Annotated in this window: 19 protein-coding genes and 1 pseudogene; 7 read left to right on the plus strand and 13 right to left on the minus strand. The window is 68.5% G+C overall.

All coding sequences use genetic code 11. From position 1 onward, the window contains the following. Window positions 1-93 precede the first annotated feature (93 nt). On the plus strand, window positions 94-1,059 hold the full coding sequence (locus tag Q8814_RS05430; protein WP_330151000.1) for a helix-turn-helix transcriptional regulator: 966 nt from the start codon (window positions 94-96) through the stop codon (window positions 1,057-1,059). A 67-nt stretch (window positions 1,060-1,126) separates the two neighbouring features. On the opposite strand, the gene Q8814_RS05435 is transcribed toward Q8814_RS05430, so the two are convergent. The 6 genes from Q8814_RS05435 to Q8814_RS05460 form a co-directional block, all read right to left on the minus strand. Further along, window positions 1,127-1,333, minus strand: a complete 207-nt coding sequence (locus Q8814_RS05435; protein ID WP_330151001.1) for a cold-shock protein — start codon at window positions 1,331-1,333, stop codon at window positions 1,127-1,129. Window positions 1,334-1,561: 228 nt separating this feature from the next. Continuing rightward, window positions 1,562-2,458, minus strand: coding sequence for a 16S rRNA (adenine(1518)-N(6)/adenine(1519)-N(6))-dimethyltransferase RsmA (gene rsmA / locus Q8814_RS05440; RefSeq protein ID WP_330151002.1), 897 nt, complete (start codon window positions 2,456-2,458; stop codon window positions 1,562-1,564). Between the two features lie 52 nt (window positions 2,459-2,510). Next, complete coding sequence (locus Q8814_RS05445; RefSeq protein WP_330151046.1) at window positions 2,511-3,647, minus strand: transglycosylase family protein; 1,137 nt, start codon at window positions 3,645-3,647, stop codon at window positions 2,511-2,513. 302 nt (window positions 3,648-3,949) lie between these two features. Then, a complete protein-coding gene (locus tag Q8814_RS05450; RefSeq protein WP_330151003.1) occupies window positions 3,950-4,378 on the minus strand; it encodes a DoxX family protein in 429 nt (142 codons plus the stop codon). Window positions 4,379-4,498: 120 nt separating this feature from the next. Continuing rightward, window positions 4,499-5,557 (minus strand): maleylacetate reductase, encoded by a 1,059-nt coding sequence (locus Q8814_RS05455; protein ID WP_330151004.1) that lies wholly within the window; start codon window positions 5,555-5,557, stop codon window positions 4,499-4,501. A gap of 42 nt (window positions 5,558-5,599) precedes the next feature. Further along, entirely contained in the window at window positions 5,600-6,430 is an 831-nt protein-coding gene (locus Q8814_RS05460; protein WP_330151005.1) for a TatD family hydrolase, read from the minus strand. Between the two features lie 21 nt (window positions 6,431-6,451). Between Q8814_RS05460 and metG the strand changes: the two genes are divergently transcribed. From metG to Q8814_RS05485, 5 genes and pseudogenes are all read left to right on the plus strand, one after another. Next, a complete protein-coding gene (gene metG / locus Q8814_RS05465; protein ID WP_330151006.1) occupies window positions 6,452-8,032 on the plus strand; it encodes a methionine--tRNA ligase in 1,581 nt (526 codons plus the stop codon). A gap of 79 nt (window positions 8,033-8,111) precedes the next feature. Beyond that, window positions 8,112-9,257 (plus strand): DUF2786 domain-containing protein, encoded by a 1,146-nt coding sequence (locus Q8814_RS05470; RefSeq protein ID WP_330151007.1) that lies wholly within the window; start codon window positions 8,112-8,114, stop codon window positions 9,255-9,257. A gap of 104 nt (window positions 9,258-9,361) precedes the next feature. Beyond that, window positions 9,362-10,519 (plus strand): NAD(P)/FAD-dependent oxidoreductase, encoded by a 1,158-nt coding sequence (locus Q8814_RS05475; RefSeq protein WP_330151008.1) that lies wholly within the window; start codon window positions 9,362-9,364, stop codon window positions 10,517-10,519. Then, window positions 10,516-11,407: pseudogene (locus tag Q8814_RS05480) on the plus strand (RNA polymerase sigma-70 factor). Before Q8814_RS05475 ends, Q8814_RS05480 begins: the two are co-directional and overlap by 4 nt. Window positions 11,408-11,420: 13 nt before the next feature. Beyond that, on the plus strand, window positions 11,421-12,701 hold the full coding sequence (locus Q8814_RS05485; protein WP_330151009.1) for an aminodeoxychorismate synthase component I: 1,281 nt from the start codon (window positions 11,421-11,423) through the stop codon (window positions 12,699-12,701). Here Q8814_RS05485 and Q8814_RS05490 read toward each other — a convergent pair. From Q8814_RS05490 to rsmI, 3 genes are all read right to left on the minus strand, one after another. Beyond that, window positions 12,646-16,617, minus strand: coding sequence for an nSTAND1 domain-containing NTPase (locus Q8814_RS05490; protein ID WP_330151010.1), 3,972 nt, complete (start codon window positions 16,615-16,617; stop codon window positions 12,646-12,648). The genes Q8814_RS05485 and Q8814_RS05490 overlap by 56 nt on opposite strands. A 255-nt stretch (window positions 16,618-16,872) precedes the next feature. Next, entirely contained in the window at window positions 16,873-18,291 is a 1,419-nt protein-coding gene (locus Q8814_RS05495; RefSeq protein ID WP_330151011.1) for an alanine/glycine:cation symporter family protein, read from the minus strand. A gap of 63 nt (window positions 18,292-18,354) precedes the next feature. After that, on the minus strand, window positions 18,355-19,203 hold the full coding sequence (gene rsmI, locus Q8814_RS05500; RefSeq protein ID WP_330151012.1) for a 16S rRNA (cytidine(1402)-2'-O)-methyltransferase: 849 nt from the start codon (window positions 19,201-19,203) through the stop codon (window positions 18,355-18,357). Between the two features lie 23 nt (window positions 19,204-19,226). On the opposite strand from rsmI, the gene Q8814_RS05505 reads away from it, so the two are divergent. Beyond that, window positions 19,227-20,780, plus strand: a complete 1,554-nt coding sequence (locus Q8814_RS05505; RefSeq protein ID WP_330151013.1) for a dolichyl-phosphate-mannose--protein mannosyltransferase — start codon at window positions 19,227-19,229, stop codon at window positions 20,778-20,780. 7 nt (window positions 20,781-20,787) lie between these two features. On the opposite strand, the gene Q8814_RS05510 is transcribed toward Q8814_RS05505, so the two are convergent. From Q8814_RS05510 to Q8814_RS05525, 4 genes are all read right to left on the minus strand, one after another. Further along, window positions 20,788-21,555 carry a T3SS (YopN, CesT) and YbjN peptide-binding chaperone 1 gene (locus Q8814_RS05510; protein WP_330151014.1) on the minus strand — a complete coding sequence of 256 codons (768 nt, stop codon included), beginning with the start codon at window positions 21,553-21,555 and terminating at the stop codon, window positions 20,788-20,790. Window positions 21,556-21,704: 149 nt separating this feature from the next. Further along, window positions 21,705-22,124, minus strand: coding sequence for a class I SAM-dependent methyltransferase (locus Q8814_RS05515; protein WP_330151015.1), 420 nt, complete (start codon window positions 22,122-22,124; stop codon window positions 21,705-21,707). Beyond that, window positions 22,121-23,722 carry a BCCT family transporter gene (locus tag Q8814_RS05520; RefSeq protein WP_330151016.1) on the minus strand — a complete coding sequence of 534 codons (1,602 nt, stop codon included), beginning with the start codon at window positions 23,720-23,722 and terminating at the stop codon, window positions 22,121-22,123. Before Q8814_RS05520 ends, Q8814_RS05515 begins: the two co-directional genes overlap by 4 nt. Before the next feature lie 96 nt (window positions 23,723-23,818). Continuing rightward, window positions 23,819-24,181: a GntR family transcriptional regulator gene (locus Q8814_RS05525; RefSeq protein WP_330151017.1), complete on the minus strand. Its 363-nt coding sequence runs from the start codon at window positions 24,179-24,181 to the stop codon at window positions 23,819-23,821. Window positions 24,182-24,216: the final 35 nt, after the last annotated feature.

The raw sequence follows: 24,216 nt of genomic DNA on the forward strand, positions 1-24,216 counted from the left end.
GTCAGCCCGTCGAGCACCTCGACTGAACCGTCCGCCCCGAGAAGATCTCGATCGAGGACATCTTCGGTCCTCGATCCGTGGCAGTCTCGGATCATGCTCGAAACCTCGGCACGCTTGCTCCGCCTGCTGTCTCTGCTGCAGATGCGGCGCGATTGGTCCGGCGCCGATCTCGCCGACCGATTGAAGATCACCCCCCGCACGGTGCGCCGCGACGTCGAGAAGTTGCGCGAGCTGGGTTATCCCGTCGACGCGACGGTCGGCGTGGGCGGCGGGTACCGGCTGGGGGCGGGCGCGGAGATGCCGCCGCTGCTGCTCGACGACGAGGAGGTCGTGGCGGTCGCGCTGGCCCTGCGTTCCGGTGCGACGGCGTCCGTCACCGGTATCGGCGACGCCGCGAACCGCGCCCTCGCCAAGTTGCGGCAGGTGATGCCGTCCCGGCTGCGGCACCGGCTCGAGGCGCTGCAGGTCGACGTGGTCGATCGACCGGCGCCGTCTGCGGTCGACGCGGGCCTGCTCGCGGACGTGACCGCGGTGTGTCACGCCCACGAGCGCCTGCGGTTCGACTACCGCACCCACGACGGCGTCGTATCGCGGCGCGAGGTGGAGCCGTACCGCGTCGTGCGTTCGGGCCTGCGCTGGTATCTGGTGGCGTGGGATCCGGCCCGCGAGGACTGGCGGTCGTTTCGCGTGGACCGGATGGAACCGAAGATCCCCACCGGACCGCGTTTCACGCCGCGTGAACTTCCCGTCGGTGGCGCCGCCGAGTTCGTCTCGCGCGGGATTGCGCGCGGAGCCACTGCGGTGCCGGCCCGAGTGCTCCTGCACGCCCCCTCGGGGACGATCGCACCTATGGTCGACGAGTTCTGGGGCACCCTCGAGCCCGTGGACGCCGGGCACTGCGCGGTGGTACTCGGCGGTTCCTCGCTCGAGTCGATCGCTCGGTGGCTTGCCGCGTTCGATGTCGACTTCACCGTGCTGGATCCACCGGAACTGCGCACCGCATGCCGGAAAGCCGGTGAGCGCCATGCACTTCTGGCAGAGCGCTACGAGAACGCTTGAGAGACACCGCAAACAGCGGCAGGGCCGGCACCCCGATGGGGTGCCGGCCCTGCCGGAAAGTTCGGTATCAGCCGATGACGTTGACGCCGGTGGCCTGCGGGCCCTTCTGGCCCTGTCCGATCTCGAAGCTCACGCGCTGGTTCTCCTCGAGGGTGCGGAAGCCGCGGCCCTGGATCTCGGAGAAGTGCACGAACACGTCANCCGAACCGTCGGCCGGAGCGATGAAGCCGAAGCCCTTTTCGCCGTTGAACCACTTCACGGTACCTTCAACCATTTTGTATCCTTAAGCAGGCAGGACGCGCCAAGACTGTCCTGTCTCGTCGGGAGACTGTGTGCCTCCCGGGTCTGTCACTAAACGGCTGAGAACGATTCCGTGGTGGCTATCGCATCCGCTCGCAACTAGAAATGTGCGAGGGCTAACCACAAACACACTACCTAACGACCAAGTGCCAGTAGATCACACATCCGCCCCGCCGCCAAGAATCCTCGGCAGTGACGTGCGTCACTCCACGGCAGCGAGACGCACGTACGCAGCGGCATCGAGCGTTTCACCGCGCATCGACGGATCGATTCCGGCGGCGACCAGCCGTCGCTCGGCCTCCGCCGGCGAGCCGGCCCAACTGCCGAGTGCGGCCCGCAAAGTCTTGCGGCGCTGGGCAAACGCGGCATCGACAACCCGGAACACCGCGACCCGATGCGCGGCGTCGGTAGGCCACGGCGGATCCACGTAGCGATCGACGCGCACCAGACCCGATTCGACCTGCGGCACCGGCCAGAACACGGCCCGCCCGACCGCGCCGGCCCGCCGGACGTCACCGAAGAACCGCGCTTTGACGCTGGGCACCCCGTACACCTTGCTTCCGGGTGCGGCGGCCAGGCGGTCGGCCACTTCTGCCTGCACCATCACCAAAGCGGTGCGCAGTGAAGGCAATTCGGAGAACAGATGCAGCAGGACCGGAACCGCCACGTTGTACGGGAGATTGGCGACCAGCGCCGTCGGCGCTGCCGGCAGATCGTCCGGCCGCACTCTCATCGCGTCCATGGGCACGACGTCGAGCCGAGCAGCGAGTTCGGGTGCGCGCTGGGCCACCGTCTCGGGCAGACGCGCCGCGAGTTTCGGATCGATCTCCACGGCCACCACGCGATCGACGACGTCGAGCAGCGCCAGGGTCAGCGACCCGAGCCCCGGTCCGACCTCGAGAACCACGTCGCCGCGGTCCACGCCCGCGACCGATACGATGCGGCGCACCGTGTTGGCGTCGTGCACGAAGTTCTGCCCGAGCTGCTTGGTCGGCCGCACCCCGAACTCCTCCGCGAGCGCACGAACCTCTGCGGGTCCGAGCAAGGCGGCGAGGCCGCGCGGAGAAGCCGGGGTGGCGTCTGGATTGTCTGCTGGCACGAGCCGAACCTAGCGCACCCGAACGGGCGTCAGGTCGCGCATCACGCCTGCATCAGCGGAGGCCGAGCTTGCTGGTGCATGCGGGCCAGGCACCCCAGCCCTGCGCCGCCTGAACCTTCTCGGCGACCGCGATCTGCTGTTCGCGGGTGGCCATGTCGGCGCGCGGCGCGTACTGCGTGCCGCCGAATCCGGCCCACGTCTGCTGCGTGAACTGGAGACCGCCGTAGAAGCCGTTACCTGTGTTGATGGCCCAGTTGCCCGTCGCCTCGCACTGTGCGATGGAGTCCCACGTGGAGGCACGGCCCGACGCGGGCACTGCAGGCGCCGCGGGCTTGGGCTTGGTGCCGGAGCGCACGACCACAGGCTGCGGTTCGGCCAGAACGGTCGACGCCTTCTCGGTGCGGCCGACCTCCTTGCCGTCGACGGTATGCACCTCGAAGGTGACGGAGCGCTCACCGGGCGCGCCCGGATTGTCGACGGCAGTCTCGCCCAGGGGCATGTTCGGATCGTCGACGCGGCGTTCCGGCGGAGCGATCGGCAGGTTCTCGATGCGGGTCTCGACGCGGTCGCGCGTGACGCGGACCTCCATGCCGTCGACGACGGGGGCGTCGGCGGCGGGGCTCACCGAGTCGGCCTGTTCGAGCGACACGTTGTGGGCCCGCAGGAAGTCTTCGACGGAGGGAGCGGCCAGGCGCACGGGAACAGCGGGGGCACCGCCGTCGACGAGATGCACGGTCTTGGGGCTCACGACCTCGAGTTCGGTGCCGTCCAGCGGCAACCGGTGCGAGCGCGACGCCGAGACGTACACGTCGTCTCCCATCCGGAACTGGTCGAGCGCCTCGTCGACGGTGAGCGCGGTGGTCCACACGGTGCGCTCTTCGCCGTCGACGGTGAGCGCGACCTCGCGGGCCTGACGCAACACGATGGTGTCGCCGTCGGAGACCGACGCGTCCACCGCGGGAGCGACGACATCGTGCTCGTCGACCGCGTAGCCGGCGTCGGCCAGGATGTCGCCGACGGTCGAGCTCATGGTGCCGAAGGCGCGCTGCTCACCGTCCACATCGAGGGTCAGCTCCTTGTGCTTGACGAGGGCGGTGATTCCACCGGTGACCAGCGTCACGAACAATGCGGCGACCAGGACGAAGAACACCGGCGATTTGACTCGGTTGATCTTGTTAAAAGGTGACACGACAATTTCCAGACAGACGACAACGGTGATCACGGCACGGTAACGAAACCGCATTGATATGGCAACTAGACCGCGTTGACGTGCAGAAATGCCGATTTGTATTCGGTGACAATTCGTAATCTTCGAACGGCTTGGACGGTCCTCGAAACGGGCCGAATCAGATCTCGCGCATCGGTGGAAAATGTCCGGAACACGAGGGTTGACGCCCTTGAATTACACCGGTGGAATTAGCGCGCGCAGACAAAAAGGCGCCCCGCCTGTGATCACCGTCGATCACAGGCGGGGCGCCCCGTTCCGGCCGATTACGCAGCGCGGACGAAACTCACCTTCGGGGCCAGGAACCGGTCGATACTGAAGGAGCCGGCGCCCACGACCGCGAGCAGCAGCGCACCGAGACCCAACGCGGTGACGAGCTCGTACCCGCCGTCGGTCACGTAGACGCCGTTGCCGACATGGACGAGGAAGAACGCGGCCAGCATCTGGAGGAACAGCAGGACACCGAAGATCGGCACCAGCAGACCGAGGATCAGGGCGGCGCCACCGAGCACCTCGATCCACGTCGCGACGAATGCGCTCACGGAGGGTGCGGGCACGCCCATGCCCTCGAATCCGGCGGTGGTGCCTGCCTGGCCCCAGGTGACGAGCTTCTGCAGCCCGTGGACCAGGAAGACGAGCCCGAGACCGACGCGGGCGATCAGCAGACCGATGTCGCGGATGAGGGGGTTGTTCATGAAAGGCCTTCCGGTTGTGAGGCCGAACGACCTCGATTAGTTGAAGCGACAACTAAAGTAGCAGGCTCTAGTTGTAGGTTCAACCTTTCGGGGTGCCGAGTCGGCCACGGGCAGCACGGCTCATGCGGGGCGCGCACCGGCGAACGCCTCGCTCAGCAACCTGCGCACGCCGACACGAGTGACCTCACGGGGGTTCGGATACGTCTTCTCCGTGGCGAGCAGGGCGACCTCGTCGAGATCCGCCTCACCGAGCCCGAGTTCCTCCAGCGACGTCGGAACCCCGGCCGCGGCGATCAGGTCGTAGACACCGGTCGGCGCGGAGTCGGTCTCGAGCGCAGCCGCGATGCGCGTCATCACCCCCGGCACCGACGCCGCGTTGTACGCCATGACGTGCGGGAGCACCACGGTGTGCGTCGCCGCGTGGGGAAGATCGAACGAGCCGCCGAGGACATGACAGAGCTTGTGGTGCAGCCCCATTCCGACCGAGGCGAGGCATGTGCCCGACAGCCACGCCGCGAGCAACAGGTCCGAGCGGCCTTCCAGGTCGACACCGTCCGCGCCGAGGGCAGGAATTCCCCGTCCGATTGCGGCGATCGCCTCGAGTGCGAGCGCGTCGACGATCGGGTTCGCATGCACGGCGTAGAGGGCTTCGACCGCGTGCGCCAGCGCGTTCACGGCGCTCGTCACCGCCATGGGGATGGGCATCGTGGCGGTGAATTCGACGTCGTAGATCACCGTTTCCGGCAGGATGTCGGGGGACGAACGAGTCGACTTGACCCCGTCCGCGGTTTCCCCGAGCACCGGCGTGACCTCGGACCCGGCATAGGTGGTGGGCAGAATCACCTGATCCACCCCGGTTCGCACGGCCAATGCCTTCGCCAGGCCGGTCGTGGAGCCACCGCCCACCGCGACGATCGCATCCACGTCGTTCTCGGTGACATGACGCAGTGCCTGCTCGGTCACCGCCACCGGGGTGTGCATCACCGCGCCGTCGAACCGGGCGACCTGCAGGGTGCCCAGAACACGCTCGACCAGTTCGGCCTGCGAGAGCACATGCTCCCCGCCGAGCAGCAGTACGCGGGACCGGCCGAGACGGCGCACCTCGTCGGCGACGTTCGAAGCGGTGCCCGCACCGAAGATCACGCGGGCCGGATGTGCCGTGTAGACGAAGTTGTGCATGCGCCCACATTCTCACGAGCGGCACAGGGGTGCGGGGGTTGTTTACGAAAGTCCGTATACCCGTTCGGCATTCGCAGTGGTCGCCGCGGCGAGCTCCTCGGCGTCCTCACCACGCACCGCGGCCAGCGCCCGCACCGTGTACGGCAGGCAGTACGACTCGTTCGGAGCACCCCGGAACGGATGCGGGGTGAGGAACGGTGCGTCCGTCTCGACCAGCACCAGCTCGCGCGGCACCAGCGGTGCCGCCTCCCGCAGGGCCTTCGCGTTCTTGAAACTGACCGTGCCCGAGAAACTCAGCACATATCCGGCGTCGACACACGCGCGGGCCATCGCCGCGTCGGAGGAGAAGCAGTGGAAGATCACCGTCTCGGGCGGGCCCTCGTCGTGCAGCACCCGCAAGAGTTCGGCGTCCGCCTCGCGGTTGTGGATCATGAGGGTCTTGCCGAGCCGTTTCGCCAGGTCGATGTGCCAGCGGAACGCTTCTTCCTGCTCGGCGGGTTCGGCGCAGCCGTCGAGCTTGCCCGGCCAGTACAGGTCGAGGCCGGTCTCCCCCACCGCGACACAGCGCGGATCCGCGGCGAGCTTCTCGACCTCGGCCCGGGTGGCGTCGTCCAGGCTGTTCGCCCGGGTGGGATGAATCGCCACGGCCGCGAAGACCCGCTCGTCCCAGTGCGCGGCCTGCACCGCGAAGCGCGCCGCCTCGAGATCATCGGCGACGGTGACGATCCGCCCGACCCCCACCGCGGCGGCCCGATCCACGATCGCGGTCGTCGTCGCGGAGTCGGTCGCGCCGCACGCATCCAGATGGGTGTGGGCATCGACGAGAGGCGAGAGCGGCTGCGGCGGTTCGGGCGCGGGACGGTCTTTGCTCACGCCCTATAAACTAGCCGCACCATGACTGCGCCTGAACCCGCCCGCCCAGCGGCCTCCGACTCTCGCCCGCCGTTCTACGTCACTACCGCGATCGCGTATCCGAACGGCGCTCCCCACATCGGGCACGCCTACGAGTACATCTCCACCGATGCGCTCGCCCGGTTCAAGCGTCTCGACGGCTTCGACGTCCGGTTCCTCACCGGCACCGACGAGCACGGACTGAAGATGCAGCAGACCGCGGAGAAGGAAGGCATCCCGGTCACCGAGCTGGCGGCCCGCAACTCCGACGTGTTCGAGGCGATGGACAAGGCGCTCGGCATCTCGTACGACCGGTTCATCCGCACCACCGACGAGGATCACCTCGAGGCGAGCCGGGTGATCTGGGAACGGATGGTGGATGCGGGTGACATCTACCTCGACACCTACGCGGGCTGGTACTCGGTGCGCGACGAGGCGTTCTACACCGACGCCGAGACCACGGTGCAGGACGACGGGTCGCGGATCTCCACCGACACCGGCACGCCGGTGGAGTGGACCGAGGAATCGACCTACTTCTTCCGGTTGTCCGCGTACCAGGACAAGCTGCTGAAGCTCTACGAGGAGCAGCCGGACTTCATCGCTCCCGCCACCCGGCGCAACGAGATCGTCAGCTTCGTCTCGGGCGGGTTGAAGGACCTGTCGATCTCCCGCACCACCTTCGACTGGGGTGTGCCGGTGCCGGGCCATCCCGACCACGTGATGTACGTGTGGGTCGACGCACTCACCAACTACCTGACCGGAGCCGGCTTCCCCGACACCGGATCCGAGTCCTACCGGCGGTTCTGGCCGGCCGATCTGCACATCATCGGCAAGGACATCACGCGGTTCCACACCGTGTACTGGCCGGCGTTCCTCATGTCGGCGGGGCTCGAGCTGCCCAAGCGGGTGTTCGTGCACGGCTTCCTGTTCAACAAGGGCGAGAAGATGTCGAAGTCGGTCGGCAACGTCGTCGACCCGCTCGAGATGGTCGAGCGCTACGGACTCGACCAGTTGCGCTTCTTCCTGCTGCGCGAGATCTCGTACGGACAGGACGGCAGCTACAGCCACGAGGCGATCGTCACGCGAGTCAACGCCGACCTCGCCAACGATCTCGGCAACCTCGCACAGCGATCGCTGACGATGGTCGCGAAGAACCTCGAGGGGACGGTGCCCGCTCCCGGTGAGTTCACCACCGAGGACGAGGCGATGCTCGCGCAGGCGGACGCGCTGCTCGAGAAGGTGCGCGCAGAGTTCGACGTGCAGGCGATCCACCTCGGTCTCGAGGCGATCTGGCACGTGCTCGGAGAAACCAATCGCTACTTCTCGGCGCAGCAACCGTGGGTGCTCCGCAAGACCGATCCGGCGCGGATGGCGACCGTTCTGTACGTCACGCTCGAAGTGGTGCGGATCGTCGGCATCCTGGTCCAGCCGGTGATGCCCGGCGCGGGCGGCAGGATCCTCGACCTGCTCGGCCAGGATCCGGACGCGCGGCAGTTCACCGCCGTCGCGGACCGGCTGGCGCCCGGAACCGCACTCCCGGCTCCGGCTCCGGTGTTCCCGCGCTACGTCGACGAGGACGCGTAGCCACCCGATCGGCACAGGTCGGGGTGTGGTTGCAGGGCACCGAAACAAACCTGTCGGTGCCTTCCGTCACACTCCGGCCATGCGGATCGATGGAACATACATTCGAAGAGATGAACTCGACGCGCAACAACTGCTCGACGAGTTGAGCGGCGTCTACGAGCGCGGCTGGCAGCCCGCCGACGTTCTGCACGTGACGGCACGGTCGGGCGACACCACGGACGTACCGCTCGCCGCCGCCGCGGTGCTGTTCGACGCCCAGCACACCCGCGCCCTGCACCGGGCACCCACCGACTGGGTGCATCAACTGCGCGCCATCGCCGCTCGGCACCCGCACCTCACGCGGATCACCGACCGCGACGTGGCGTTCGGCGCCGGCCTGCGGCGCGCGTTGCCCACCGTCTCACGGTTCCAGGTCGACGGCGTCGCCTTCACCTGGAAGTACCTGCCCGCATTCACTCGGCTCACCGCGCCGCCGTCGCAGTGGCCCCCGATTCGCGCCACCCCGGACGGCACCGCACCCACCACCCCCGACCGCCGGGTGCTCGACCGGATCCGCGGACTGCTCACCAAAGCCGAATCCACCGACTTCCCCGACGAGGCCGAAGCCCTGACCGCGAAGGCCCAGGAGTTGATGACGCGCTACGCGGTCGGCGCGGCACTGCTCGCGGACACCGGCGTGTCCTCCGATCCGGTGCGGGGACGGCGACTGCACCTCGACAGCCCCTACGCCAAGGAGAAGGTGCTGCTCCTCACGGCCATCGGCGACGCCAACCGGGTCCGCACCGTGTGGTTCACCCGCGTACAGATCGCCACGATCGTCGGTACGGTCGTCGACCTCCAGCAGGTCGAGATGCTGTTCACGTCACTGCTCGTGCAGGCCACCCGCGCGATGGGCGCGACGGACACCGCGGGACGCCGCGGCGGCGGCGCGACGTCCTTCCGGCGGGCATTCCTCACCGGTTTTGCGCACCGTATCGGCGAACGCCTGCGTGAAGCCGACGTCCGCGCCACCGCCGACGCAGCGGCCGATGCCCGGATACCCGTCACCGACCTCGCGCCCATCCTCGCGCGACGCTCGGAATCCGTCGATGTCGAGTTCCGTCGGCTGTTCCCCACCACCCGCTCCTCGCGCAGCCGCGGGATCGACGCCGACGGATTCCACGCGGGCCGTGATGCCGCCGAATCCGCGTCGCTGGCGGCCGGACAGGAACCGTTGGGACGCTGAGTCCCGGCGCCGGCGCACCCCGCATTCGCCGACATGTCACATCCACCGTCCGAGCGGTGTCTCATCAGCGACCCATCCGTACGAGAGACATCGAGGCGAGAACAATGAGCAACGCCCGCACTCAGGTAGTAGTCGTCGGCGCCGGGTATGCCGGAGTCATGGCCACGAACCGGCTGCTAGCCACCCATCCCGACCTCGCCGTGACCGTGGTCAATCGGCGGCCGGTGTTCGTCGAGCGGGTGCGCCTGCACCAGGTCGCCGCCGGCACCGGTACGGCGACACACGACCTGACGACACTGCTGCACCCCCGCGCAGAACTACACGTCGGCACTGCCGCCCGGATCGACGACGACGCCGTGCTCCTCGACGACGGGACGGTGCTGCCGTACGACGTCGCGGTGTACGCGGTCGGAAGTGGGCCGGGCCGCCCGGCCGTCCCCGGTGGAGAGCGGGCGTACGCGGTGTCCGACCTCGAATCGGCGACCGCGCTGCGCACCGCGCTCTCCGGGCTTCCTGCCGGCGCCGCGGTCACCGTCGTCGGCGCCGGGCTCACCGGAATCGAAGTCGCATCCGAACTCGCCGAAGCGCACCCCGGACCGGCATACACCCTCGTGGGTGATCCGGGCCGGGCACTGCCCGAAGGCACCCGCCGGTACCTGCGCCGGACCCTGGCCGAACTCGGGGTAGAAGTCCGCCCGGGTGTCGTCACCCGGATCACCGCCGACAGCGTGCAATTCGACGACGGCACCGAAGCACGCACCGATCTCGTGGTGTGGGCGGGCGGGTTCTCGGTACCCGACCTGGCACGCGGCAGTGGACTCCCCGTCGACGACACGGGACGGCTGCGCGTCGACGACACGCTGCGCTCGGTCGACGGCCGCGCCGTCGTCGGGATCGGCGACGCCGTCACCGTCGCCGGTCAGGATCACATCCGCATGAGCTGCCAGGCCGCGATGCCCCTCGGCAAGCACGGCGCCGACACCGTGTCGGCGCTACTGCAGGGACGCACGCCCGCGCCGTTGTCGCTGGGATTCGTCGCGCAGTGCATCTCGCTGGGCAGAAGCCGTGGCGCACTCCAGTTCACCCACCCGGACGACACGCCACGCAACGTCGCGGTCCGTGGCCGGCTCGGCGCGTTCGCCAAGGAGACCATTGTTCGTGGCACCATCTGGGCCATGCCGAGAGAGGCCCGCAGCCGCGCTTTCCGCCTCCGCGGTGGTTCCGGGATCGGCCGGATCCCCGAGACGGTGAACGCGCCGTGAACCCGGACGACACCGCACCGCAGGATGTCTTCACGGCGCACCGTGGGCTGCTGTTCTCCATCGCGTACGAAATCACCGGCAGCGTCGCCGACAGTGAGGACATCCCTGCAGGACAGCTACCTGCGCTGGGCCGGCACCGACCACGACACCGTCGACAACCCGAGAGCGTATGCGGCGCAGATCGTCACCCGGCAGGCCCTGAACTCGCTGCGCGCCGCGCAGCGCCGGCGCGAGGAATACGTCGGGCCGTGGCTGCCCGAACCGGTACTCACCGCCCCCGATGCCGCCGACGAGGTGGAACTCGCCGAATCGGTGTCGATGGCGATGCTGCTGGTGCTCGAAACGCTGAGTCCCGTGGAGCGGGCCGTGTTCGTGATGCGGGAGGTCTTCGGATTCGACTACCCGCACATCGCCGACACCGTCGAGCGGTCCGAGCAGGCGGTACGGCAGATCGCGCACCGTGCCCGCAATCACGTCCAGGCACGCAGGCGACGCTTCGCTCCTCCCGGCGACGAGACGGACCGGGTGATCGCCGAATTCCTCACCGCGACGGTCACGGGCGATGTCGACACACTGCTGTCGTTGCTCGCACCCGATGTCGTCTACATCGCGGACGGTGGGGGCAAGGTCAGCGCCGCGCGCGTCCCCGTCACCGGCGCCCGACCGGTCGCACGATTGTTCGCGGGGTTCGTCCGCAGGCCGCTGCCGGACATGCGCGTCGACACCGCGGTCGTCAACGGTGCTCCGGGAGTGCTCGTGTACTCCGCCGACGTTCTCGATCTCGTGTTCCAGTTCGAGATCGACCGAGGCCGGATCACCGGGGTATATGCCGTGCGGAATCCCGACAAGCTCGCCCACCTCGGAAGTCGCCCCGGCACCGGCCCGTGAAAAACTGGCACCCATGGGGATGGAACGGCTCGGCCGCGGCGGAACCCCCGCTCGGGTGCTCACCAATCTCTCCGACCGCAGCCGGCGACTCGGACTTCCGCCCCCGGCTGCGGTGACGGGCCGGTGGTTCGGCTGCGCCGCGGTCATCGCACCGTCCCTCACAACCGCATCCGTGCCGCCCGCCGAGGCGTTCGACTGCCCGCAGATCCCGTCGCGAGAGGACGGGCCACGCATCGGCGGCGGCTGGATCGGATACCTCGCCTATCCCGACGAGACCGCCGACCCGACCGCACCGCCTCCGGCGCTCCCGGTCGCGGCGGGCGGCTGGACCGACACTGTGCTGCGACTCGACGACGACGAGTGCTGGTGGTACGAATCGCTCACCGATGCCCCCTGCCCGGCCGACGTGGCCGCGGCCGTCACCGAACCCGGCCATTCCCAGGCGGAATGGCACATCGACTGGACCGGACCCGACCGCGACGTCCACCGGCACGGCATCGAACAATGTCTCGCCGCGATCCGCGCCGGTGAGGTCTACCAGGCATGTGTGTGCACCCGGTTCAGCGGCCGGTGGACCGGAGATCCGCTCGCGTTCTTCACTACCGCGATCGCACGCACCCGTCCCGCGCGCGCCGCCTTCCTTCAGGGTTCATGGGGTGCGGTCGCGTCGCTGTCCCCCGAACTGTTCGTCTCCCGTCACGGCGACGCGCTGCTGTCGAGCCCGATCAAAGGGACGCTGCCCCGCTCCGGGGATCCCGCCGAGCTGCGTGCCTCCGTCAAGGACGTTGCCGAGAACGTGATGATCGTCGATCTGGTCCGCAACGATCTCGCACGGATCGCCGCGACCGGCAGCGTCACGGTCACCGAACTCCTCGCGGTGCGGCCCGCGCCGGGGGTGTGGCATCTCGTCTCGAGTGTCGCGGCGAGAAGCCGCGCCGACGTGTCGACGCCCGAACTGCTCGAGGCGATGTTCCCGCCCGCGTCGGTCACCGGATGTCCCAAACTTCGCGCCCGCGACCTGCTGCAGCATTGGGAACCCCAGACCAGGGGCGTCTACTGCGGCACCGTCGGCATGGCCAGCCCACTCGCCGGGCTCGAGTTGAACGTCGCGATCCGTACCGTCGAATTCGGCGCCGACGGGACCTGCGCGCTCGGAGTGGGCGGCGGTATCACCATCGACTCCGATCCCGGCACCGAATGGCAGGAGTGCCTCGACAAAGCCGCCAGCATCCTTGCTCTCAGCACACCTCGCGGCCGGGAGCCGGCAGATCGTATTGCGGTAGCAGTTCCCTGAGGCGCCCCGAGGAGGACGAACAGAGCCGCTCGGTGACCTTCTCCGGATCGAGGTCCCACGTGCGCACCACCCCGTCGCCGCCGGCAGCGACCACGGTGCCGTCCGGCTGGAAGACCACCTGCCAGCGGCCGACACCGGTATCGGTGATGGGACCGCCGATCGCCCGCATCGCCTCCGGATCGGATACGTCCCACAACCGCACGGTGCCGTCGTCGCTGCCACTGACCACCCGGCGGCCGTCCGGCGACACGGACACCGAGTACACGGTTCCGCTGTGCCCGAGCAGCGGCGCCGGTCTCGCCCGGAAGTTTCCGTCACCGTCGCGGTCCCACAGCACAACCTGCTGGTCGTCGCCGCCACTGGCCAGAACGGCACCGTCGGCGCTGAACGCGACGCCGTTGACGCCGGCGTCGTGGCCACCCGACACCTCGGACGCACGGGGTTTCTCTGGATCGTTGATGTCCCACGCGTAGATCTCCCCGTCGGCGCTCGCCACCACCAGGCTGCTGCCGTCCGGGCTGATCACGGCGCTGCGCACGAGATTCTTCGGACCGGTGAGCGGCTCCCCCCACCGCACGGGTGCCGCCGGGTCCGACAGGTTCCACAGTTGCACGGAAAAATCGTCGGCGCCGGTGACCAACGTGGTGCCGTCGGGAGAGAACGCCAGCGGGGACGTGAAACGCGTGCCCAAAGTCAGCGGATTGCCGATCGGCGTCGGACGTGCCGGGTCTCGCACGTTCCACAGTTGCATGCTGCCGCCGACGGTGGGCGCGGTCGCCAGAATCGCACCCGACGGCGACAGCGCGCACATGTAGGCCCCGCCGAGCGGGCGCGGGAGCAGGGCGCTTCCGGCCCGATTCCAGCCGCCGTCCGCGTCGACCCGCCACAACCGGACGGCGGGACCGTAACTGCAGGTTGCGACGAGAGTGCCGGAGCGGTCGCTGGACGGCCGGGTCAGTGCGGCGTCCGCGACCGACACCAGGCTGCGCGGCATCGTCCAGATCCGCACGTTGGCGTCCTGCCCGCCGGTGATGATGTTGCCGCCGTCCGGGGTGACCGTCAGCGTCGGCACACCCCCGCCGTGGCCGGTGAACGCGGGAGTGACCTCGTCGAGGGTGCGTTCGTCGAAATCGACCGACCACAATTTCGCGGTGCCGTCCCAGGATGCGCTCGCGAGTGTGTGCCCGTCGGGCAGGAAGGAGATGCTCCACACCCCGCCGGTGTGGGCGCGCACCGGGCTCCCGAGCGGCGCCACCGCGCGCGGGTCGGTCGTATCGAACAGGCGTAGCACCCCGTCGTCGCTGCTGGCAGCCAGTGTGCGTCCGTCGCCGCTGAAGCTCACCGAATGCGCCACGTCGTCGAAGCCGGTCAGCGGGGCCCCGATACTGCGCGGCGCCGCAGGGTCGGTGACATCCCACAGCCGGACGGTGCGATCGTCGCTGGAGGTGGCCAGGACGCTGCCGTCGGTGCGGAACGAGACCGTCCGGACTCCGCCTTCGTGCCCGAGGAGCGGCGCGGCCGGAAACCGTCCGGTCTCGGGCGCGGAGGTGTCGACGAGGGCCACGGTGCTGTCGTCGTACGGCACCGCGAGGACGTCACCCGCCGGACCGAACCGGACGTTGTGTACCGCCCCCGTCGCCAAGACCCGGTTGTCGAGAATCGTGCGCGGTGCTGCGGGGTCGGACAGATCCCAGATCCACACCCCGCCGCCGCCGCTGCCCCCGGCCAGATACCGGCCGTCGGGACTGAACGACACCGACGCCATGTACATCGACGCCTGCGCGAGGGGCTCGCCGAGGAGTGCCGGACCGGACTCGGCGGCCAGATCCCACAGGCGCACCGTGCCGTCGTCACTCGCGGACGCGAGGATCGACCCGTCCGGGGAGACCGCCACTCCGTAGACGGGCCCGGTGTGCCCGGAGAGTGTGCGCGCGAGCGGCACCCCCTGCGTCGCGATCAGCCGCGAGTACGCAATGTCGCTGTCGGGCCGCAGGTGCGCCGCCGCCAGCGCCAAATGAGCGGAGGTGGTGGGATCGTCGTCGCGCATGGCGTCGGACAACGCCACCACCTGCTGAAACTGCGCGGTGCTGCGTTCTGCCTCGGCCCGGTTCTTCGCCACCAGGGCCACGCCGCCCATGATCAGAGCGACAATCGTCGACAGTGCCAGCGCCGCGACCGCGGCACGGCGACGCCACAGAGAACGGGTGATCTGTCGCTGTGACGCGGCGAGGAAGTCCACTGCGACGGGGCTGAGAGCGACCGTGACATCGGATGACGGCCTGGTGCCTGTCACGGCGGTCCGAGGATCCTGCTCGGTGACCAGATCCATGCGTCCACGCTGGTAGAGCAGGCTGCTGTTGCATCCGCTCTCGATCCAGCTCACAGCATCCGCTTCGATCCGCTGGCGCAGCGCGGCGGACGCGCGATCTTCCTGGATCCAGGACTTGAGGCGAGGCCACGCATCGATCACCGCGGCGTGGATCAGCTCGACACTGCCCGCATCGACGACGAGAACCCGCGCGGACACGAAATGATCGATGACCCGGCTCGCGGCGGCCCGGTCGCCCCCGGCGGCGTCGAGCAACCGCGAGAGCGGACGCCCGATGATGACGTCCGTGCCGGTATCGGTGACGTATACGAGGTGCACCATCATCGACCGGGCGAGTTTCCGGTCGCGTTCCTCGAGACGTTCCCAGGCGCGTTCGGCGCTCGCCGCGATCGAACCGCGCACCCCTCCGGTCGCCCGGTAACCGGCGACGGTGAGGACACCCGAGTGCCGGTTGTCCCACATGGTGTCGAGCAGATGCGACAGCAGCGGCAGCTCCGTGCCGGTGATGTCTCCGGGAGCAACGACACCGAGGTCGTGGAAGATCAGATCCACGAGGCCGGCTTCGAGCCGCACTCCCATGAGCTTGGCAGGCACCGTGATCACTTCGACGAGGTCGTCGCGGTCGAGGGGTTGCACCGTCTTGCTGCGGCGCTCGAGGGCACGGGCGAGCACCGGGTTTCCGACGGCACGGTCGTAGAAATCCGACCGCATCGTGGCCACGACGAGCGCGGGCGCGTCTCCGTCGTTCCCGGTGGCGGCAAGTTCGATCAACTGCAGGAACTCGCTGCACTCGTCGGCATCGACGCCCTGGGTGAACAGCTCTTCGATCTGGTCGACGATGATCAGCAGGGCCGATGCGGAGGTGCGGCCCGCCTCGGCCCGCAACGCCGCGTGCAGGGCGTGCGGGTCGGCGCGGTCGTCGATCGCATCGAGTTCGGGTAATGCCTCGACAAAGCGCGCGACGGGATGACGACCCGGGGTGATCACGACGGGCCGGATGTCGCCGCCCCCGCAGATCTGCGGGACGAGTCCGGCCTGCACGAGCGAGGACTTCCCGACACCCGACGCCCCGGTGACGATGACCGGGCCCTGCCCGTGTGCGGCGGCGACGATATCGGCGAGGGTGCGGACGCTCTGGGCACGGCCGAAGAACAGGCGGGCATCGGTGTCCCGGTACGCGGACAGGCCCTTGTAGGGGCGCATTCCGTCGGGCACGGGAGGTGTTCTGTCGGGTGATCGGGCTGCTCCGGCCCGGCCGCGCGCGTTCTTCCACCAGCTCTCCCACTGCTTGAGGGAGTAGAGGCCCGCGGCCGGGGGTTCGTTGTCGAGGGCCCGCGCGGCACGGATGAGCACGATCAGCACCGGGTGCACCGATTCGAAGCTCGCGGGCAGCCTGTTGCCGCTGCGCCAGTCGCTGATGCGCTGCACCGATACCGTGCGGTCGCTGCCCATGGCGCGGGCCGCCGCGGACGCGTCGGAGACGACCTTCTTGAGCGCGGGACGTCCCGCTGCGGCGAAGAGCATCCGGAGTTGGTCGGCGAAGAACTGTCGCTGGGCAGCATCCGCTCGCCGGGCGTCGTCCGCCATCCGTTCCGCATCCTTTCCGATCCGCTTCCGCGGGTCTCCGAGCTTCGAAACATCCGCTGCGGAAAAATTCCTCACCCGTGCTGAGCTGGGATGATACCGGTACCTCGGTCGCGGGTGGTTGGCCGGCCCGCATTACGACCGGAAACTGGAAGTCATGCAAGGGATGCCTTGCAGCGGGCGTTCTCCACGCCGACAGGAACTGACGAGGGGTAGTTCCGGTCGGCGTGGGGGAACGCCGAACAACCCGAAGCGCGCCTATCGGGCAGCGCCGGGATTCTTCCCCTGCTCCGGTTCTCCGAGCAGTGACTCCCCCAGCAGATACGGATCGCGGTCGAGATACTGCTTCGTCTCCCGCGCGATCATCCCGGACAGCAGGATCAGGCCGACGAGGTTCGGCAGAGCCATGAGGCCGTTCATCACGTCGGAGAAGTTCCAGACCACCTCGAGTTCGGTGGTGGCACCGACGAACACCACGAGCACGAACACCGCCCGGTAGGGCACCACACCGCCGCGGCCCACGAGCCGTTCGACGCACCGTTCGCCGTAGTACGACCAGCCGAGGATGGTCGAGAACGCGAAGAACACGACGGAGATCGCGACGATCCAGCTTCCCCATTCCCCGCCGAGACCGTCCGCGAACGCCAGCGACGTCATCGACGCGCCCTGCTCCCCCGACGTCCATGCGCCGGTGGTGATGATGACCAGGCCGGTGAAGGTGACGACGATGATGGTGTCGATGAACGTCTGCGTCATCGACACGAGGCCCTGCCGCACCGGGTGTGTGGTGCGGGCCGCGGCCGCCGCGATTGCGGCGCTGCCCATGCCGGACTCGTTCGAGAAGATGCCCCGGGCGACGCCGTACCGCATCGTGATCATGAACACGGAGCCGATGAATCCGCCGGTGGCAGCGGTGCCGGTGAACGCGTCGGTGAACACGAGCGCCAACGCCGCGGGCACGTCGCCGATATTGACGGCCAGGACGAACAGGCCGGCGCCGACGTACAGCACGATCATCGCGGGCACGAACCCGGCGGTGACCTTCCCGATCGACTTGATGCCGCCGAGCAGCACCGCGGCGGCGAGCACGGTCATGACCGCGCCGCTGAGCCAGGTGGGAATGCCGAACGTGCCGTCGAGCTGGGTGGCGACGGTGTTCGCCTGGGTCATGTTGCCGATACCGAAGCTCGCGAGCACCGCGAAGACCGCGAACATCAGACTCAGGACCAGACCGAACCTGTTGGGGATCGCGCGCGCCAGGTAGTACTGCGGGCCGCCGCTCTGCTCACCCTTGGCGTCTCTCGTGCGGTACTTGACGCCGAGGAAGGCTTCCGAGTACTTGCTGGCCATGCCGACCAGCCCCGTCACCCACATCCAGAACAGTGCGCCCGGGCCACCGAAGTAGATGGCCGTGGCGACGCCCGCGATGTTGCCGACACCGACCGTCGCGGCCAGCGCCGTGGTCAGTGCCTGGTACTGGGAGATGTCCCCTTCGGAAGCGTCGGGGTCGTTCCGGATGATCAGACCGAGACGCAGCGCCGGCCACAACTTCCGGAACTGCAGGCCCTGCAACCGGACGGTCAGGATCAGACCGGTGCCGAGCAGCAGGGGTATCAGCAGGAAGGGACCCCACACCACCTCTGCGGTCTTCATCAGAAAGTTGTTCACCGTGTCCATTCGCGCCTCCCGGGGTCGATCGACCCGGAGAGTGTACGACTCCCGCACGCGGTGCCGGGGTTGTCAGTCGCGGCGCGCCTCGAGAACCGCATCGTAGAGTTCGCGTTTGGACACGCCGGCGGTCGCGGCATGCGCGCACGCGTCCTTGAGTCTCATGCCCTTGCCGACGAGTTCCTCCACCACCTCGACCAGAGCGGACGGCTCGACGGCCTGCGACGTCGCGCCTTCGAGCACGACGGTGATCTCGCCACGCACCCCGTCGGCCGCCCACTGCGCGAGTTCGGCGAGTGTGCCGCGGCGCACTTCCTCGTAGGTCTTGGTGAGTTCCCGGCATACCGCAGCGCGACGTTCTCCCCCGAGCACCTCGACGGCGTCGGCCAGGCACGCCGCCAACCGGTGCGGCGCCTCGAAAAACACCACGGCGCGCGGTTCGGCCGCCAAGGTCTGCAGCCAGGCGCGGCGCTGACCGCCCTTTCTCGGCGGGAACCCGTCGAAACAGAACCGCTCGACCGGCAACCCCGACAGCGCGAGCGCAGTGGTCACCGCCGACGGCCCGGGCAGGCACGTGACCGGCAGGTCCGCCGCGACGCACGCCGAGACGAGCCGGTAGCCGGGATCGCTGACGGACGGCATGCCGGCGTCGGTTACCAGCAGTACCGTCTTCCCGGCCTCGATATCGGCGATCAGTGCCGGTGCCCGCGACACCTCCACCTGGTCGTAGAAGCTGACCACCCGGCCGGTGATGGTGACTCCGAGCGCGGACGCCAGCGACCGGGTGCGACGGGTGTCCTCCGCGGCGACGACGTCCGCGGTGGCCAGCGCATCGCAGAGCCTCCTGGACGCGTCACCGATATCGCCCATCGGTGTGGCGGCCAGCACCAGCCGGCCCTGTCCCGGATTCTCTGCCTGCATGCGGTTCAGCCTACGATCGGGACGTGACCCTGACGGACCAGAGCCCTCATCAGGCCCCGGATCGTCGCCTCCTGAGCCCCGGCCCGGTGACACCGCCTGCGGATTTCGGCCCTGCGGACAGGGCTCGCGGCTGGATCGTCACCGCCTTCGTCACCGCGCTCGCGGCGATCACCCGCTTCACGATGCTGCACTATCCGACCGACGCGAAGACGCCGGTGTTCGACGAGAAGCACTACGCGCCGCAGGGCTGGCAGGTGCTCACCGGCAACTGGATCGAGGACAACCCCGGTTACGGACTGGTGGTGCATCCTCCGGTCGGCAAGCAACTGATCGCGCTCGGTGAGGCTCTGTTCGGCTACAACGGGTGGGGCTGGCGATTCTCGGCCGCGGTCTCGGGTGTGATCCTGGTGCTGCTCGTCGTCCGGATCGTGCGGCGCATGACCCGCTCGACGTTGCTCGGCGGGCTCGCCGGACTGCTGTTGGTGGTGGACGGCGTCACGTTCGTCTCGTCACGACTGGGGATGCTCGACATCTTCCAGGCGGTGTTCGTCGTCGCCGCGTTCGGGTGCCTGATCGTCGACCACGACGACGTGCGGGAACGCATGGCGCGGGTGTACGCGGAGGGCCGCGTCGCCGACAGTGTGTGGGGTCCTCGGCTCGGCGTGCGGTGGTGGCGCTTCGGCGCCGGTGTTCTCCTTGGCCTGGCGGTGGGCACCAAGTGGTCGGGCTTGTACTTCATCGCGTTCTTCGGGCTGATGTCGGTCGCGTTCGACGTCGCCGCGCGCCGCGCCTACAAGGTGGAACGCCCGTGGTTCGGCGCCGCGCTGCGCGACATCGGTCCCGCGCTCTACGCGCTGGTGGTGATTCCCGTCGGCGTCTACGTGTCCACCTACTGGGCCTGGTTCGCGAGCGAAACGGGGGTCGACCGGCATGCGGTGGGAAAGCAGATCGGTCACGACGGGGTGTTCTCGTTCGTGCCCGACGCCCTGCGGTCGCTCTGGTACTACAGCGCGAACGTCCTCGACTTCCATTCGGGGCTGACGAATTCGGCGGGCAACCAGCATCCGTGGGAGTCCAAGCCGTGGACGTGGCCGATGGGACTGCGTCCCATGCTCTACTACTTCGCCGACGGCGAGCAGATCGACGGCTGCGGCGCCGAGCAGTGCGTCAAGGCCGTGATGCTCATCGGAACTCCGGCGCTGTGGTGGGTGTCGCTGCCGATGCTCGCATGGGGGCTGTGGCAGCTGCTGGTGCGCCGCGACTGGCGTTGGGCGGCGGTCCTGACCGGGTACGGTGCGGGTCTGCTGCCGTGGTTCGCGACGCTGGACCGGCAGATGTACTACTTCTACGCGGTGCCGATGGCGCCGTTCCTCGTGATGGGCATCGCCCTGGTACTCGGCGATGTCCTGGGTTCGGCCCGTGCCTCACAGGAACGGCGGACCACCGGACTCGTCGTCACCTGCCTGTATGTGGGCCTGGTGGTGGCCAACTTCGTGTGGTTGTGGCCGATTCTCACCGCTGTGCCGATCAGCGTGGAGCACTGGCACAACCAGCTGTGGCTGCCCAGCTGGCGGTGAGCGACCGTCAGTTCGGTTCGTCGAACAGGCTTTCCTCGTTGTCGACGTCGGATTCGGTGTCGCCGCTGTAGCGCACGCCGTCGAATCGCTGCGCGAACCGTTCGTCGACGGTGCAGAGGAAGACCCGCAACGTATTGAGCAGACCTATGAGGTGACGCGGCACGAACGGCTCGGTCACCACGTCGGCGGTCGCGACGAGCCGGTCCTCGACGAGCACGATCTTGATGTGCGGCCAGTGACGGTTGAGTTCGACCAACTGATCGGCGGCATTGGCGCGGCCGGTGATCTCGTGCAGCAGCGGCGCCCACAACTGCACCTTCGACGCGGTGCGGTCGACGACCACGAACACCACCTGGGACTCGACGACCACCACGAAATCGCCGTCGGCGTCGGTCGGGACCGGGCGGCCCATCATCCGGGCGAGCGTGTCGGCGACCTGGTCGCGCAGAACGCCGTAGGCGACGGTGTCGTCGTCGTGGAGAAACGTCGGGTGGGGCACACCGTGGCCCTCGCGCAGCACCGTCACGACGTGATGTGCGAGTTCTTCGGCACGCCCGACCGGGCGGATGAACGTCTCGCCGCCGGCCACTGCCACGCAGACCCTGTTGTCGTCCGATGTGGAGATCCGCACGCAGGGCGCCGGACCGGTCGCGGTGTGGACGCCGATTTCGATGCCGTCGCTTCCCCACAGCGCGACGATTCTGCCGGCCAGACGCGTGCGGAAACGGCCCCAAGCTTGTTCTACCGCGTCGTCGAAGCGATCGTTGTCGGTCATGCGCATCTCCTTTCGAAGAGCACCGCGGGCAGCGTCACGCTAACGCGGCGGACCGACAACTCGGTTCAGGCGCGCGGGGCGCCGCGCCACTCGTGACCGGCCGCCGTGCGCACCTCACCGGACCGTGCGGCCGGACGATGTTCTGTCCGTCACCCACTCACCGTCGCGCACAGCCCGATCGTCCGGCCTTCCTCGATCATGTCCACGATCACGAAACCGCTGCGTGCCAGTGCCGCGCTGATGTTCATCGACAGCGGTCCCGTCGAGATTCCGGACGGCGGTTCGTCGAAGACCCACAATTGCCCTCCGGGGCGCAACAGGGAAGCGACCGCGGCGGGGGCGGCGGTGCCGTCGTCGCGGAAGAGGGGCACGTCGATGCAGTACACGAGGTCGAAGGCGCCGGTGACGCTGTGCGGGGTCTCGGCGACCCGCACGGTGCCGACCGGTCCGACGCGGGCGGCGACCAGATCCGCCGCGATCCCGCTTCCGATCTCGAGCGCGAACGAGCCCGGCTGCGGGTTCATCGCTGCGATCACGAAGGCGAGCCGCGCCGGAATCGTGTCCGTCATCCGAGCTGCTGGAGGGTTCGCCGCCGCGTGGCCGTGATGAGCGGATCGTGCCGGAGGTCGCGGTACAGCGACACGCACAACCCGATCATGACGATCACGAACGGCGCCGCAGCGATGATCGTCATGGTCTGCAGCGCGTTCAGTGCTTCCGAACCACCCGTCCAGAGCAGCAGCGCCGCGACTCCACCGGTGAGACCGCCCCAGAACACGACGATCCACCGTTTCGGTTGGAGGGTGCCCCGCTGGGTGAGACTCCCCATCACCATGGACGCGGCGTCCGCGCCGGAGACGAAGAAGATCGAGACCAGCACCATGACGACGACGGTCGAGATCCCCACGAGAGGCAGATTGCCGAGCATCCCGAACAACTGGGCCTCGACGGTGCCGGCCTCCGCGACGTCGAGTCCGTCCTGCTGCTGGCCGAGCGCGGCGCCGCCGAACACCGCGAACCAGACGAGGCTGACCACGCTCGGAACGATCATGACGCCGACGACGAACTCGCGGATGGTGCGACCGCGGCTGATGCGGGCCAGGAACATGCCGACGAAGGGTGCCCACGACACCCACCACGCCCAGTAGAAGATCGTCCAGGAGGACAGCCACTCCCCCGACTCGGCGCCCGACGCGGCGGTGCGCGAAGCCATCCGGGCCATTTCGGCGGCGTAGGCACCGAGCGTGGTGGGGATCAGGTTCAGAATCAGCACGGTGGGTCCGAGCACGAACACGAACAGTGCGAGCGCCGCGGCGAGCACCATGTTGATGTTCGAGAGCCATTGGATGCCTTTGGCCACCCCCGACACGGCGGAGGCCACGAATGCGAGGGTGAGTACCGCGACGATCGTGACCAGCAGCAGGACACCGGCTGTTTCGAGCCAGCCGGTGACTTCGAATCCCGACCCGACCTGCAGTGCGCCGAGCCCGAGCGACGCGGCGGTGCCGAACAGTGTGGCGTACAGCGCGAGGACGTCGATGAACTTGCCGATCGGTCCTTCGGCGCGGCGACCGAGCAGCGGAATGAACGCGGAGCTGATGAGTTGCTTGCGTCCCTTGCGGAACGTTCCGTAGGCGATGGCCAGGCCCACCACCGCGTAGATCGCCCAGGGATGCAGGCTCCAATGAAACATGGTGGTGGCCATGGCCACGCTGGTGCCCCCGTCGGTTCCCGGTGGCGGGGTCACGAAATGCGAGAGGGGCTCGGCCACACCGAAGAACATCAAGCCGATGCCCATCCCGGCGCTGAACATCATTGCGATCCAGCTGATCGTCCGGAACTCCGGTCGCTCGTCGTCCTTGCCGAGCGGGATCCGTCCGTATCTGCTCAGCGCCAGCCACAGCACGAAGAACACGAAACCGCTTGCGGTGAGCACGAACAGCCAGCCGAGTTCGACGACGATCCAGTTCAGGACATTGCCGGTGACGGTGGTGAAATTGTCGCGCGCGGCCAGGCCCCACACCACGATCGCGACGACGAGTGCCGCCGCAACTCCGAAGACCACGAAGTCGGTGCGCGGCGGGCGCGGATCCACGCCGGGTGCGCCGTTCGAACCGGCGAGGTCGGGTCCACGGTCGGAACCGGTCCGATCAACAGGCACTGTCATGGGTTAAACGTGGTCCACATCCGTGGACTCTGCAACCGCTTCCGGGAAACTCGATCGGTCGAATCCGGCAGCGATGCCCGGATCGGGCCGGACAACTCAGTGCGCGCGAAGCGCCGCGACGACGAATTCGATGATCTCGTCGTCGGTCGTCCCCAGTGCGCGCACCGACGCGACGTACTCACTCGTCGCGTGCTGGGCGAGGGTGCGGGCGGGGTCGCCGGTGTCGGCGACGAACGTCCCGGCCCGCCCGCGCGTCTCGAGGAGCCCGAGTTTCTCGAGTTCCCGGTACGTCTTGGCGACGGTGTTGGGGGCGATCCCCAAGGCTTCGGCCATGCCGCGGACGGTGGGAAGTTTGGTACCCGCGATCAGCTCGTCCCGGCGCACGAGTTCGACGATCCGTCGCCGCAGTTGCTCGAACGGCGGGAGAGCCGAATCGGGGTCGATGACGATGTCGAGCATCTTCGCAGGTTATCAGTGCGAACAGCCGTCATCGA

The organism is Rhodococcus chondri (assembly GCF_036327435.1).
GTDB lineage: Bacteria > Actinomycetota > Actinomycetes > Mycobacteriales > Mycobacteriaceae > Rhodococcus > Rhodococcus chondri.

Excerpts from the sequence above, each read along its gene's own strand:
- Q8814_RS05515 (WP_330151015.1), bottom strand. The coding sequence starts at position 22,124 with ATGACGGACACGATTCCGGCGCGGCTCGCCTTCGTGATCGCAGCGATG.
- Q8814_RS05525 (WP_330151017.1), bottom strand. The coding sequence starts at position 24,181 with ATGCTCGACATCGTCATCGACCCCGATTCGGCTCTCCCGCCGTTCGAG.
- Q8814_RS05475 (WP_330151008.1), top strand. The coding sequence starts at position 9,362 with ATGAGCAACGCCCGCACTCAGGTAGTAGTCGTCGGCGCCGGGTATGCC.
- Q8814_RS05520 (WP_330151016.1), bottom strand. The coding sequence starts at position 23,722 with ATGACAGTGCCTGTTGATCGGACCGGTTCCGACCGTGGACCCGACCTC.
- Q8814_RS05455 (WP_330151004.1), bottom strand. The coding sequence starts at position 5,557 with ATGCACAACTTCGTCTACACGGCACATCCGGCCCGCGTGATCTTCGGT.
- Q8814_RS05470 (WP_330151007.1), top strand. The coding sequence starts at position 8,112 with ATGCGGATCGATGGAACATACATTCGAAGAGATGAACTCGACGCGCAA.
- metG (WP_330151006.1), top strand. The coding sequence starts at position 6,452 with ATGACTGCGCCTGAACCCGCCCGCCCAGCGGCCTCCGACTCTCGCCCG.
- Q8814_RS05485 (WP_330151009.1), top strand. The coding sequence starts at position 11,421 with ATGGGGATGGAACGGCTCGGCCGCGGCGGAACCCCCGCTCGGGTGCTC.
- Q8814_RS05430 (WP_330151000.1), top strand. The coding sequence starts at position 94 with ATGCTCGAAACCTCGGCACGCTTGCTCCGCCTGCTGTCTCTGCTGCAG.
- Q8814_RS05450 (WP_330151003.1), bottom strand. The coding sequence starts at position 4,378 with ATGAACAACCCCCTCATCCGCGACATCGGTCTGCTGATCGCCCGCGTC.
- Q8814_RS05490 (WP_330151010.1), bottom strand. The coding sequence starts at position 16,617 with ATGGCGGACGACGCCCGGCGAGCGGATGCTGCCCAGCGACAGTTCTTC.
- rsmI (WP_330151012.1), bottom strand. The coding sequence starts at position 19,203 with ATGCAGGCAGAGAATCCGGGACAGGGCCGGCTGGTGCTGGCCGCCACA.
- Q8814_RS05495 (WP_330151011.1), bottom strand. The coding sequence starts at position 18,291 with ATGGACACGGTGAACAACTTTCTGATGAAGACCGCAGAGGTGGTGTGG.
- Q8814_RS05510 (WP_330151014.1), bottom strand. The coding sequence starts at position 21,555 with ATGACCGACAACGATCGCTTCGACGACGCGGTAGAACAAGCTTGGGGC.